This window comes from Halochromatium glycolicum, from assembly GCF_016584085.1.
In the GTDB taxonomy this organism is placed as follows: domain Bacteria; phylum Pseudomonadota; class Gammaproteobacteria; order Chromatiales; family Chromatiaceae; genus Lamprobacter; species Lamprobacter glycolicus.
On sequence record NZ_NRSJ01000045.1, the window covers coordinates 17,079 to 30,508 of the forward strand.

At 66.0% G+C, this 13,430-nt stretch carries 4 protein-coding genes; 1 reads left to right on the top strand and 3 read right to left on the bottom strand.

Features of this window, described 5'->3' with window-relative positions:
- Positions 1-121 precede the first annotated feature (121 nt).
- A complete protein-coding gene (locus tag CKO40_RS19030) occupies positions 122-2,296 on the bottom strand; it encodes a PhoX family protein (protein ID WP_200348070.1) in 2,175 nt (724 codons plus the stop codon).
- A 714-nt stretch (positions 2,297-3,010) separates the two neighbouring features.
- Between CKO40_RS19030 and CKO40_RS19035 the strand changes: the two genes are divergently transcribed.
- Positions 3,011-5,989, top strand: a complete 2,979-nt coding sequence (locus CKO40_RS19035; RefSeq protein ID WP_200348030.1) for an ATP-binding protein — start codon at positions 3,011-3,013, stop codon at positions 5,987-5,989.
- A gap of 127 nt (positions 5,990-6,116) precedes the next feature.
- Here CKO40_RS19035 and CKO40_RS19040 read toward each other — a convergent pair whose 3' ends face one another.
- Positions 6,117-6,767: a response regulator gene (locus CKO40_RS19040; protein WP_242477179.1), complete on the bottom strand. Its 651-nt coding sequence runs from the start codon at positions 6,765-6,767 to the stop codon at positions 6,117-6,119.
- A 301-nt stretch (positions 6,768-7,068) separates the two neighbouring features.
- Positions 7,069-13,395, bottom strand: a complete 6,327-nt coding sequence (locus CKO40_RS25465; RefSeq protein WP_420827398.1) for an Lhr family helicase — start codon at positions 13,393-13,395, stop codon at positions 7,069-7,071.
- Positions 13,396-13,430 lie beyond the last annotated feature (35 nt).

Sequence of the window (13,430 nt, forward strand, 5' to 3'; positions counted from 1 at the left end):
GCAAACGCCGCGTCCCATCCGCCATCCTTCAACCGAAGTCGATCTTGACTGGTGCATTGGGCAGTTGCCCAATGCACCGTCGCTACGTCATCGACCTATGCGGCCGTTAGGATCTCCAGTCTTAAGCTGGCCCCTTGCCGATCTTCTGCCCGTCCTTCTCCCGCACGGCGATTAGACTCGGTTTGCTGACCCTGCTGCCAGATTCCTCGTCAAGCGGCCAGAAGTTCGTAAACGCCTGGCCGTCCCACGGATGCTGAATTGCGCAGAAGAAACTCCTGTTGTCGCCCGAAAACTCGGGGCCGCAAACCTCCGCGCGGGGGACACCGCTCAAGAATTGACGCAGTAGTCCGCGGTCCTCCCCTTCAACCGGCACTGCGAAGATGCCGTCGTTTTGCCCGAAGCCAACTGGGCCGCCACTAAAGAACTGTCCATCGGTGGCAATCCAGAGGTTTCCGTCATCGTCGTGGACCAGGTTGTCGGGATCCGAGATCGGGCTCACTCCGGCGGCGACCGGGTCGACGATGTCTCCGAAGCTGGTACGGTGCGCTGGAACAGCGGGGTCGCCGCATTTGACCAGGATGTTCCACCGGAATGTCAGTGAATTCGGATCGTCGCCGTCTTCGATCAGCTCGACGATGTGCCCGTGCTGGTTGCCGGTGTTGCTGTCGGGGTTGCCGTCGTTGTAGGTGTCGTTACGCGGGTTCGCCTCGTCCGGCGCGGAGCTGACCACGCGGCCGTTGACGACACGGGTATCGCCCGGATCACCATCGCGCCGCGAATTGTTCGTCAGTGCGATAAACACGTGACCGGTCTTGGGGCTTACCTCGATGTCCTCGGGACGGTCCATCGGCGTCGCGCCGAGGGCATCGGCGGTGCCGCGGGTATCGATCAGCGCCGCGGCGTCAGGGAAATCGGTGTCATGCACGAGCAGCCACTCACCGGTGCCCATGTCATCATCTTCCGCGTCGCCAGCATCGAAGCGCGCGACGTAGAGTTTCCCCTCGTCGAGCAGGCTGAGATTGGCCTGACGGTTCCGGCGGTCATAGGGGTGCTTGGTGACGAATTTGTAGACGTACTCGAATCGGGCGTCATCGCCGGAGTAGATCGCGACCCGACCATCAGGCGCAATCGAGGCGGCGGCACCCTCGTGCTTACAGCGTCCGAGCGCCGTGCGCTTTTTCGGCTTGTCGCGCGGATTGTAGGGATCGATCTCGACGATGTAGCCGAAGCGATGGTACTCCTGCGGGTCCTGTGAAAGATCGAAGCGCGAGTCATAGCGCTCCCATTTCCGGCCGCTCTCACCGCTCGGAGCGGCAATGCGCTTGCTGAGCTCGTATGCCTGGTCAGCCTGCGGGAAGTTCGCGAAGTACTGGTCGAAGTTCTCCTCGCAGGTCAGGATGGTGCCCCAGGGGGTCTTGCCGCCAGCACAGTTGTTGAGCGAGCCGAAGACCTCCATTCCCGTCGGATCGGCTGCTGTCTGCATTAAGAGATCGCCTCGCAGCGGTCCGGTGATCTCCATGGCTGTAGACCCGGTCGACCGGCGGTTGAACTGCGAGTTGCGGTTGAACTGCCACCTCCCGCCATTGTCGAGTTCGAGTTCGACGATCGAGAATCCATGGGCTTCGATCTCAGCCTCGACCTGATCCTGGGTCGGATTGCTCGCGTCGTACCCAGGGAACATGTCGTCGCCGCTCGTGTACTCGTGGTTGACAATCACCAAGGCGCGCTGACTGAAGTTGTCCTTTGCCCGCGGGTAGACCAAACCAAGCACGCGGCTCGCGCGGTCGTCGAGCTGGCCTCCCAGCATCATGACTCGCCTCACCACCCACTCCGGCAGCGGATACCAAAGCACCAAGTCGGCGTTGAAACCGAACTGCTGGGCCTGACTGGCCCCGGTCTGATTGCTCACATCGAATTCCGGCGCCTCAGGCGTTAACGGGTCGCCCCAGCGCAAGAGGATGTCGACCTCATAGTTCGACGGCACGACGACGTCAGATTCGTTTCCGGGTAGAACGGTCTCAAAGGTCAAGCGCGACCCGGGGCCACCGGCGGTAACGAACGCCGGCCTCGCTTGAGCCTTTTCCGCTTTCAGGAACAAGGTTGGCGCAAGCGCCATGGTTGCGGCGGTGGCCCCCATCCCTCTCAGCATCACGCGGCGGGAGACAGCGCGATTCAGAACGCGATGAAACGGTTCTGCAGCACTCGGTCGGGCCGACGTGCCCGGCAGCGCGTCCGCCTCACCATCATCGGGCCACAGCACCTCGTCGACCGTTAACGTCTTCGTCTTGGTATCCATCACAACTCCACCTTTTGAGTGTTGAACGTACAGAAAACTCTGACTGCTCCGGACCCATTGCGGCATCCAAAACCCGATGGTATAGGTCAACTATTAGTGGAGCGTGACGACGGAATGACGATTTCGTTGTGGGCTCCGATCCATGGCAATGCCTGTCGGCGCGCAAACATGGTTTATCCTTACAGAAGCCCATGCACTAAGACGTGAGCCTGCTTCATGCCGTACAGGACGTGTACCTGTTGAGCGCGAACAAGGTGATCTAAGCGCGAACAGGTGCGGGGGGCGCCCCACCCGCATCCGGTCCTGGCACCCAAGCATCTATGCCGTTCCCAACCGAAAGGCGGCGAACAGCATCCCGCACAACGCCGGAAGGGGTGTGAGCTGGATCTGGGTCAGCGGCCTCGGACTCGGTTTCGCTAGGACCGATCCAGGGTGACGTCATCGCTGTGAGCGGCTGCCCGGAGCCGAGCCCGTCACCAACCTATACTTGAACCATGCAGAAGGGGCAGCGACAGGTCGCAACCCGCTATTGCACGTCCAACGGGTACCGGGTGAGAGGCAATGGCCCAACAACAGTCTCGAGCTCAGCAGAAGCAAAGTGAATCTGTCTCGCAGGGCAAAGCGTTGCAGATCAGCGAAGTCGCGGAGGACCGAGCCCGCTCGCAGCGCGTCTCAGCTCGGAATGGTTCACTAGCGGCCGAAGACGAGTTAACCATGGCTGAATCGAAGGCCTCGCTCGAGACCGGTGATCTGAAGACCGAGAACGAGCGTCTCCGAGCGACCTGTGCGCAGCTCGAACGGCGCCTGGTCAGCATGCAGGTGCAGACTGCATCGCTGGAGCGGGAGCTAGCTCAGAAGACGGAAGCCCTGGAGACCGAGACCGCTCGACGCTCGGTTGCTGAAGAGGCGATGCTCTTCAGCCGAAAGCAGCTGCGCGCCTTGTTGGATGCGAGCTCGGATGTCCTGTTTCGGATGAGTCCCGATTTTTCGCGGCTGTATCACCTGATCGGTCGCGATGTCATCAGCGATGTCCACCAGCCGACGGCAAGCTGGCTGGAGCGGTTCATCCCTCCAAGCGAACGGCACCACGTCGCGCTGACCCTTCGAAGGGCGATCCGCGACAAGAGCGCCTTCGAGTTGGAGCACAAGGTTGTACTCAAGGATGGCAGTCGCGGCCATGTGCGCACGCGGGTGGTTCCGCTGCTCGATGAGCATGGAGAGATTAGCGAATGGCTCGGCCTTGCGACCAACGTCACGCCCGCGGAGATCGCCAAGCAGGAGCTCGAGCGGCTCAACCTGCTGATGCGCGAGGGCGAGCGGATCGCACAGTTGGGGTCCTGGGAATACACCACCGCGACCGGCGAAATAACCTGGTCGGACGGGCTGCGACGCATCTACGGGATCGCCAAGGATCAGCCCCTGCCCAACTACCGCGAGGTCATGCGACGCTACCTCCCGCTCGAAGAAGCGATGCGGATGATCAAGGCGCTGCACCAGGCGGTCGCGACCGGTACCGCACTCGACCTGGAGCACCGCATCCTGCAACCGGACGGCACCGAGCGCACGGTCCAGGAGCTGGCGCTCCCACGGTTCGACCCCGCCGGCCGCGTCTTGAGCTACGCGGGTGTCACCCGGGATGTCACCGAATCGAAACGGGCGGAGGATCGCTTGCGCGTCAGTGAGCGCCGCTTCCGGGAGCTGTTCGAGAATCTACCCATCGCTTACCACGCCACCGACAACCAGGGACGTTGGATCGATGCCAACCTGGAGATGGCGGAGCTGCTCGGCTTCGACAGTCCTGTCGAGATGCTCGGGCTGAGCTTTCTCGACTACTGGGATTTCAACGCGGAACATTACGACCGCAATCTCGCGAGATTCCATCAGGCTGGCCAAGTGGATTTCGAGCTGTGCTTGAGGAAGCGAGACGGCAGCCCGCTGACGGTCCTTGCGGCATTCCGCCGTCAGCTGGACGCCACCAATCTCCCTTTGCGAACCCACAGTATCCTGATCGACATCACCGAGCGGCGTTTGAAAGAAGACGAGATCCGCGCCCTCAACCAGGATCTCGAGCGCCGGGTCGCGCGCCGCACCGCAGAGGCCGTTGCAGCGAACAACGCGAAGAGCGAATTCCTGGCGCAGATGAGCCACGAGATCCGCACGCCGCTGCACATCATCCTCGGTTCGGCGCAGATCCTGGCCAAGGACCGGCAACTGAACGCCCCGCAACGGCAACAGCTCGGACAGATCGAGGACGCCGGCGAGACCCTGCTCGGGCTGCTCACGGACATTCTGGACTTTTCCAAGATCGAGGCCGGGAAGGTGTCGATCACCACGCAGCCCGTGAACGTCATCGAACTGCTCAAGCGCATCGAGAGCCAGTCGCTGTCGGCGGCGCACGACAAGGGTCTATCATTCCATATCCACTATCCGGATAACCCCGGCTTGGGCGTCCTCGGCGACCCGTTGCGCATTCAGCAGGTGCTCACGAACCTGATCGGTAACGCGATCAAGTTCACCGAGTCGGGCGGAATTGTTATCGATGTCGAGAGCCGCAAGACGGGCGCACAAGACGGAAGCTTGCGTTTCGTCGTACAGGACAGCGGGATCGGCATCGAGCCGCATGCGATCGAGCGACTGTTTCAGCCCTTTAATCAATGCGGGCCGCGCAACGACCGCTGCTCTGACGGCGCCGGGCTCGGCCTTGTGATCAGCAAGCGCCTGGTCGAGCTGATGGACGGCCAGATCGGGGTCTGGAGCCAGCCTGGCCAGGGCAGCCGCTTTTGGTTCGAGCTGCCCTTGGCAGACGGGCTCGAAGCCGTTCGCGGCCGGCCGACCGAGCCCATTTCGGTCCGCCTCGCGGACCGCCAGGACTTGAAGGATTGGCACCTGCTCGTGGTGGACGACAGCGCACTCAGCCGGCAGGTGATGATGCAGGGGTTGCAGCAATACGGCGCGCGCGCGACGTTGGTCGGCGATGGCCATCAGGCGCTCCACGCACTCCAGCAATCACCCGACGCGTTTCAGGCGGTGCTGATGGATGTGCGGATGCCGGGGTTGGACGGCTTGTCGGCGACACGCGAGATACGGAGGACCTTCGGCCGGCATCAGCTCCCAGTGATCGGCATCAGTGCGGGCGCTCTCGCGGATGAAGAAGAGGCTGCGTTGTCTGCAGGTATGAATGCGGTGCTCGCCAAGCCCGTTCTCTTCGATGAGCTCGTCGTCACTATCCTGCGCTATACCCGGACCAAAAAGGTCCCAAACGGCGATCGGCAAGTGGACACTGACCGCGTGGGTCCGGCGATCGCGCAGGTGCGGCACCCGAGGTCGGAAGCCGGCGACGAGGAGGCCGATCCGACCGGCGAACAAGGACCAACGGGAGGCGGCTCGGTCCACCACCCGAGCGAGGAGACGTCGAATCGGCAGGCGATGCGCGAACGACTGCTGAAGCTGTTTCGCGCCGAAAGCGAAGGGGTGCAGGAATCCTTGCGACAGGAGCTCGCTGCCGGCGATCGGAAGGGGGCCGTCCAGCGCTTGCATAAGCTCAGAGGCGCAGCGTGCATGATCGGTGCGCAGGAGCTGATCGAGCTGAGCGGGAACCTGGAGACCGCGATCGCGCTCGGTGAGACCGACCTCGCCGAGGGGATCGCCAGGCTCGGCAAGGCCCTCGCGGATCTGGGTGCTCAAAAGCCCTAGCAGAGTGGCCCCTGTGGCGCTCAAATCAGGGGCTTGCGCGAGTCAGGCATCCGTTTTGATAGGGCCTCTTAGCAGACTGTCGGGCGTCCGGCGGTGACTGGCGAGCCCCGTCATCCGGAACGTCTGGTCAGTGCTGCTCGAGGTTCCACAACAGAGCGCAGCGCACCAGCTCGCTCCCGGAGGTCAGGCCGAGCTTGCGCTTGATCTTCTCTCGGTGCGTTTCGACCGTCTTGACGCTGACGCTCAGTTGGTTCGCAATTTGTGCCGTGGAGGCCCCTTTGCCGATCAGCAAGAAGACATCCAATTCGCGCGGGGTCAGGTCTTCGATTGCAACGCCATCCGATGAAGCGCGCTCGGCAGAGTCGCTCAGCAGAGACTGCACCATCGTCGAGCTGACATAGATCTTGCCGTCGAGAACCTGCCGAATCGCCTGGACGATGTGCTCGCTGATCTCCTTCTTGTTGATGAAACCCTTGGCGCCGGTCTTGATCGCGCGCTCGGCGAACAGCGATTCTTCGCCAACCGAGCAGACCAGGAACTGCATCGCCGGGTACTGGTGCTTGAGCCGTCGGATCAGATCCAGTCCATTGCCGTCGTCCAGATACAGGTCGACGATGACCACATCCGGTTGATGTTCACGCGCCAGCAGTTGGGCCTCGCGAAAACTCCCCGTTTCGCAGCAGACCATGAGTTCGGGCTCACCGTTGATCAGAACCTTGAGCCCTTCCCGCACGACCGGATGGTCGTCGACAACCAAAATTCTAACTGGCTGATCCATCGCTGACTTCATCAATCGTCACCCACCGTCACGACTCCTGGCCGATACTGCGCGCTGGCAAGCGCGGCTGAGTATCAGCTACAAGCCCGCGCGAGGAAGATGCTTGTGATGGCCCTGATGAGGCCATCAGGTTTTCCCTGAAATGCAACGAGGACCGGGCAGGGTACCGGGTATCGGCCACCGAGATGTCGGGCATAGTGATTGGCATCTGGCGCTAGTATGATCGTCGCGCGGCTGCGCTGACGCGCGGTTGATCACAAACTGGGTACCCGCTCTGGTACAGGACGTCGCTTATGCCTTCTCAATGCCGCCTATCGCGGCCTTGGGTGCGTCGTGCGCTCGCTGCATCGGGCGCAAAATGGGCCGGCACCAGCGCATCGTGATCGACCTCGAATCCCGCTGCGAGCAACGCCTCACGCAGCGGCGATTCCAGCGCCGGGATGCCGTCGATATGCTGAATCAGGCGCCGCTTGCGCCCCGACGAGGGGACGCGCGGCAGCGCCGCGAGGGCCGGAACCAGCTCGTGGCCGCCATCGGTGATGCTGTCTGGAAAGGTCAGCAGCTGCCTGCCGCTAGCGGTCAGATAGAGCACCGGCTTGCCGGCGACCAGGATCACCCAGGCGCCCGCGATCCGCTTGGGCACCGTGCCCATCGCCACGCCGGTTGCCACCGTCCCCGCATCAGCGCCGGTGTCCTCCTTTTCGGTGCTCCGCGGCCGATCGAGTCCAGCGGTGCGCTGCTGGGTTGCAGCGCCAAGCTGCCGAGCTCCGCCATCTCGGCTGCGTCTGGCCGACGGCTCCGGCATCCGACCGCCCGACTCTGGCCAGCTCAGCAGTGTCCCGTAAGGGTTGGCCGGATCGACCGCACTCAGGATAAGCACATCGGCATCGCCGAAGCCCTCGACGGGCGTCTCATCGAGCCGCGCTGCGCGCAAGCGCTCGACCGCGGCGGGGAGCGCGAATTGCGCCCCGGCGAGCCCTTCGACGAAATAGCCGCGCCGGACCCGGCCCGCCTCTTCGAGTTGCTTCAATACCTTGTAGTAAGGGCCAAAGCCGCCGCTGAGCCCTTCGGCGGCGACCACCTCGCGACTGACCAGGCCGTAGCGCTCGAGCAGCATCTGCACCTGCAGCAGCAACCGCTCGGTGGTCAGCGCGCGCGTCTCGGCCTGCTCGCGCTCCGTGCTCGCCCGCGATCGCACTGCGCCTTCAGCCAACGCCCTTGGGCTGGCGTCAGGATCGGCATCGGTGCCGTCGTCCACCCCTAAGCCGAGGCTCGAACCGGTCGAGACCACTGAGGCGCCGAAGCCTCGATTGTCGGTTTCGGTTGAGGCCTCTGCTCTGGAAGTCGAGCCGGGGCCGGATGGCGCCCGGCGGGGGACGCCGTGAATACGGTCCTTGTAGGCTCGGCGATCGCCGTCCTGGCGATCGACGCCCCCGCCGGGCGCCATCCGGCCCCGGCTGGTGCCCGGCCCCATGATCTCGGCGTCGGCTCCGGCGCTAGCGCCGAGCCCGAATTGGACGCCCGAGTCCACATCGGGCACCTCAGCCTCGGGCTCGAAACCTGGCAACGGTGCGATGCCAATGCCGGCCAAGTCGGCGACCAGCGACCAACGCCCGCCGGCCAGACCGGCCGCGCCCACGCCCGCGCCGGTTCCCGCCCGGCCGCTGCCCCAAGCGCTGCCCCCAGTACTGCCACCAGCACTGCCACCAGCGCTGCCACCAGCGCCGCGCCTGCCCGAGCCGAAGCTTGGACGCCGCCGACTGGTGCGACCTGGCGCGCGCTGTCCCCGAGCACCAGCGCCCAGGCTGCGCAGCGGCGCGAAGGTATCATTCGTGATGCGCCCGGCCCAGACCAGGTCCCAGAGCGCCTCTTCGAAGGTCGCGCGCTCCCGGCCCTGGCCCGAGAGGCCCAGGCTGCGTTCGACGACCTGCTGCAGCTCGAACAGGAAGCAGGCCCCGCGCCGGCGCAGATGCGCGACGATCCGCGCGCTCATCGCCCCCGCGTGCTCGGATTCGTGGTTTGGGTCGGACGCCGAACCGCTCGACGCAACATCAGCCCCTATTGCGCTCGTGCCTCGGTCAGCGTCCGATGACCGGATACCTGCTGCCTGCTGGCCTGCTTCCGAGACGCCTGCTTCCGAGACGCCTGCTTCCGAGACGCCTGCTTCTGGGGCGTCTGCGTCCGTGGGGCCGGGGATCGCTGCCTCGACCCCCGGTCCACCGAGCATCACCGCCGCGGTCTCCGGCCGGTAGAGCGCGATCCGGCCGTCCTTTGGGCCGGCCGCGCCGCGCCCGACCCAGAGGATCTGCCCGCTCGCGGCGAGCAGATCGAGGTCTTCACTGCGATAACCGGGCACCCGTGCCGGCAGCAGGACCCGGTCGAGCTGGCTCCAGGTCACCGTCAGCCCTTCGAGCTGGATCAACGCCTCGAGCAGTCGATCCGGCCCGCGCCGCTGGTCTCCGATCCCTTGCCAGGCGGGCAGGAAGCGCCCCAGCGTCGCGCCGTCGACCGGCGCCACCTGGTCGCGCGCACGGGCCAAGGTGCGGCGGCGCAGCTGACGCAGGACCTCGGCGTCGCACCATTCCGGACCCGAGCCGCTCGGCCGGATCTCGCCCTGCGCCAGCGTGCCCTGCCCTTCCAGCAGCCGCAGCACCGGCTCGAGCTGAGCGGGCCTCAGCCCGAAGCGACGCGCGGCCTCGGCACTGGTGAACGGACCGCGGGTGCGCGCGTATCGGCGTAGGAGCTGCTCGAGCGGCGCCTCGGCCGGCATGATGAACGCATCCGGGAGACCCGGCGGCGGCACGCAGCCGAGCGCATCGCGGTAGAGTCCGGCATCCTCGGCCGCGATCCAGCGCGCCTCGCCGGCGATGCGCACCTGAACCGAGCGGCGCTGCCGTTGCAACGACTCGAGCCAAGCCAAAGCCTCGGCAGCTACATCGGCACTTGGAAGTACATCAGCACTGGCATTGGCATTGGCATTGGCATTGGCATTGGCAACCGAAGCATCGTCCACCGTCCCTGCAATCTTCGCTGCGCAGCAGCCGTTGTCCTCTATTGCGAGCGACGCGAGGACCGCGCTCTGCCCTGGACGGCGCGCCTCATCCGGATACGATTCGGCTCGGCCGGGACCATCAGCAAGCCGACCGCTCCGTCGCCCAGCCAAGCGTCCAGAGTTGCACCGGTCAATCACTTCCATTGCGGTGAGATCGCCGAGTCGCCGCAGTAGATCGTGCAGTTCATCTGCATCGCGCGCGCGGCGATCCGGCACCTCGATCCGGCCGGCCGCTCGCTTGCGGCGCGTGCCCGCCGTGCTCGCGGGCCAATCCGGCCGAGCCGCAATCGTTGATTCGCTGTCCGCTGCTGCCTCGTCAGCCGCATCCGGTTCCTGCCCGCAAGCCCCCTCCCCGGCCTTGCCACTGGTTCGATCGGTCCACGCCTCAGTATCAGGCTCTAGAGGCCCTAAGTGCTGCAGTTCGCGCTCGAGCGCCTCCAACACCTCCGGATCGATCAGCGCGCGCAGCTCGGCCTCGCCGAGCAGCTCGGCGAGCAGGCCGCGATCGAGCGTCAACGCCTGCGCACGGCGCTCGGCCAGCGGCGCATCCTGCTCATAGATGTAGGCGGCGACATAGGCGAAGACCAACGAGCGCGCGAACGGCGAGGCATTGCGGGTCTCGACCTCGTGCACACGGATCGTGCGCGAGCGCACAGCGCTCAGGACCTCCCTCAGGCCGGGCAGATCGAACCGGTCGCTCAGGGCCTGGCGGTAGGTCTCGAGCAGGATCGGAAACGCCGGATAGCGCCGCACCACCGCGAGCAGGTTCTGCGCCTTGAGTCGCTGCGCCCAAAGCGGCTGCCGACCCTTGGCCGAGCGCCGCGGCAGGAGCAAGGCGCGGCCGGCGTTCTCCCGGAACAGGCTCGCGAACAGCGCGGTGTCGGCGAGCTGCTCGGTGACCCGATCCTCGATCTCATCCGGGTCCGGCAGCAGCTCGGCGAGCTCTGGCAGCGCATCGCCATCGGCCAGACGCAGCACGATCCCATCATCGGTGTACATGACCTGGACCTCGAAGCCCTCCCGGCGCTCGAGCTGCCACTGCAATGCCATCGCCCAGGGGCCATGCACCGGCGCACCGAACGGCGTCAGGATGCAGACGCGCCAATCGCCGAGCTCGTCGCGGAAACGCTCGACCACGATGGTGCGATCGCTCGGCACCTCGCCGGTCGCCTCGCGCTGGTCTTGGATGTAGGCGGCCAGATTATCGGCGGCCATCGGGTCCAGCGGCGTCCGTTGGCGAATCCATTCTGCTGCCTGCGTCTGAACTGGCGTCTGCGCCGTCGTTTGGGCCGTTGCCCGACCTGTCGCCTGCACCGCCGTCTGAGTTGTCGTTTGGGCCGTTGCGTAACCTGTCGCCTGCGCCGTCGCCTGAGCTGTCCTCTGCGCTGTCGCTCCGGCGCTGCTCGCCAACGCGCTGAGCTCGCGGCAGAAGGCCCCAACCGCCCGCCCGAGCGCGACCGGTCGGCCGGGTCCGTCGCCGCGCCAGAATGGTAACTTGCCCGGCTCGCCCGGGGCCGGCGAGACGATGACCCGATCGCGGCTGATCTCCTCGACTCGCCAGCTGCTCGCGCCGAGCAGGATGCACTCGCCGGCGCGGGTCTCGAACACCATCTCCTCGTCGAGCTCGCCGATGCGCGGCCCTTCCAGCCCCAGATGCACCCCGTAGAGACCGCGATCCGGGATGGTGCCGGCGTTCAGCCGCGAGACCATCGGCGCCCCTTTGCGGGGGCTGAGGACATCGGCAGCGCGATCCCAGCTCAGCAACGGACGCAGATCGGCGAAGTCGCTCGCCGGATAGCTGCCGGCGAGCATCTCGAGCACCGCCACCAACGCCTCCCTGCTCAGCGCCCGATAGGGACCGGCGCGATTGACCAGGCCCTGCAGCTCGTCGACCTGCCGTGGGGCACTGACGCAATGGGCGACGAGCTGCTGCGCCAGGACATCGAGCGCATTGCACGGAATCTGCAGCGGCTCGAGCACGCCCTCGCGCATCCGGCCGGCGATCACCGCGCACTCAAGCAGATCGCCGCGATACTTCGGAAAGAGGCGCCCAGTGCTGACCTCGCCGACGCCATGGCCGGCGCGCCCAACCCGCTGCAATCCGCGCGCAACCGAGCCCGGCGACTCGACCAGCAGCACCTGATCGACGGCGCCCATGTCGATACCCATCTCGAGCGAGCTGGTCGCGACGATCGCCCGCAGACGCCCTTGCTTCAGTGCATCCTCGATCTCAGCACGTTGCTGATGGCTGACGCTGCCGTGATGGGCACGCACCAGCTCCGGGACAGGGCGCTCATCCGCCGCGCTGTTACCTTGAAGCACCGGCTGCGCGGGTGGGATTCTCCGGGGTGGGGCGCCGCCCTGATCATTGGCCGCTCGCTCGGTCGGGTCGCGCAGCGCTGCCGCATCCTCGAGCCCAGGGGGGCGGTCGCCGAGCGCGTCCATCTCGGCCGCCAGCTCGTTAAGACGCTGCGCCAGACGCTCGCAGAGCCCGCGACTGTTGACGAAGATGATCGTCGAGCGATGCGCCAGGATCTCGGCAAGCAATGCCGGATAGAGCGCCGACCAGAGCCCCTTCTCGGCGAGCCGGTTCTCACTCGGGTGCTGCTGCTCTCGCCGGTAGAGCTCGCCGAGGATCGGCCCGCCCTCGGGATCGGGGTCGGGCTCCAGCTGAAGCTCGCGCGAAGGCTCCTCGAAGGACTCGGAGGCGAGTTGAACTGGGGCTAACGGGACTGGACGCTCCATGTCCGGCACCGGTACGCTAACGCGTAGGTCGAGCCTGGGTGTGCTCGCAGCATCGACGATCGCGACCGGTCGATCGCCGCCAAGCCAGCGTGCCGCCTCGGCCAGCGGCTGCACCGTCGCCGACAGCCCGATCCGCTGCGGATCGCGGCGGCCAGAGGCGGCCACCAGCGCGCTGAGCCGCTCCAGCGACAAGGCCAGATGGGCGCCGCGCTTGGTCGCCGCCAGCGCGTGGACCTCGTCGACGATGACGGTCTCGACCGTCTTCAGGGTCTCGGCGGCCCGCGAGCCGAGCAGCAGATACAGGCTCTCAGGCGTCGTGACCAGGATCTCGGCCGGCTCGCGCAGCTGGCGTTGTCGCTCTAGCGCAGGCGTATCCCCGGTGCGGATCGCGACCGAGGGGCCGGCTGAGTGCTCGGGCGCCGCGAGCCCTTCCGCCGCTGCGGTCCGCGCGATCCCGGCCAGCGGTGCGCGCAGGTTGCGCTCGATATCGACGACCAGCGCCTTCAGCGGCGACAGGTAGAGCACGCGGGTACCAGGGGCGCCGTCTTGCGAGGTGGCGTCGGCCGGATCACAGCGGGACCGGTCCGGAGCGTCGGGGGCATTGCCGCACGAGGCCGTGGCAGCACGGCCTGATCCCTCAGCGCTGCGGTCTGGCGCCGCCATCAGCCGGTCGATGGCCCACAGGAAGGCCGCCAGTGTCTTGCCGCTGCCGGTCGGCGCCGTGATCAGGACATGCTGCCCGGCGGCGATGATCGGCCAGCCGAGCGACTGCGCCTCGGTCGGGGCGTCGAAGTGGCGTTGGAACCAGAGCCGCGTCGCGGTGCTAAACATCTTCATGCCCCTTGTGTGGGGGCGCGCGCTCAAAT

What these genes read in the sequence shown, in the direction of transcription:
- CKO40_RS19030 (WP_200348070.1), bottom strand. Translation starts at nt 2,296, where the DNA reads ATGGATACCAAGACGAAGACGTTAACGGTCGACGAGGTGCTGTGGCCC.
- CKO40_RS19035 (WP_200348030.1), top strand. Translation starts at nt 3,011, where the DNA reads ATGGCTGAATCGAAGGCCTCGCTCGAGACCGGTGATCTGAAGACCGAG.
- CKO40_RS19040 (WP_242477179.1), bottom strand. Translation starts at nt 6,767, where the DNA reads ATGGATCAGCCAGTTAGAATTTTGGTTGTCGACGACCATCCGGTCGTG.
- CKO40_RS25465 (WP_420827398.1), bottom strand. Translation starts at nt 13,395, where the DNA reads ATGTTTAGCACCGCGACGCGGCTCTGGTTCCAACGCCACTTCGACGCC.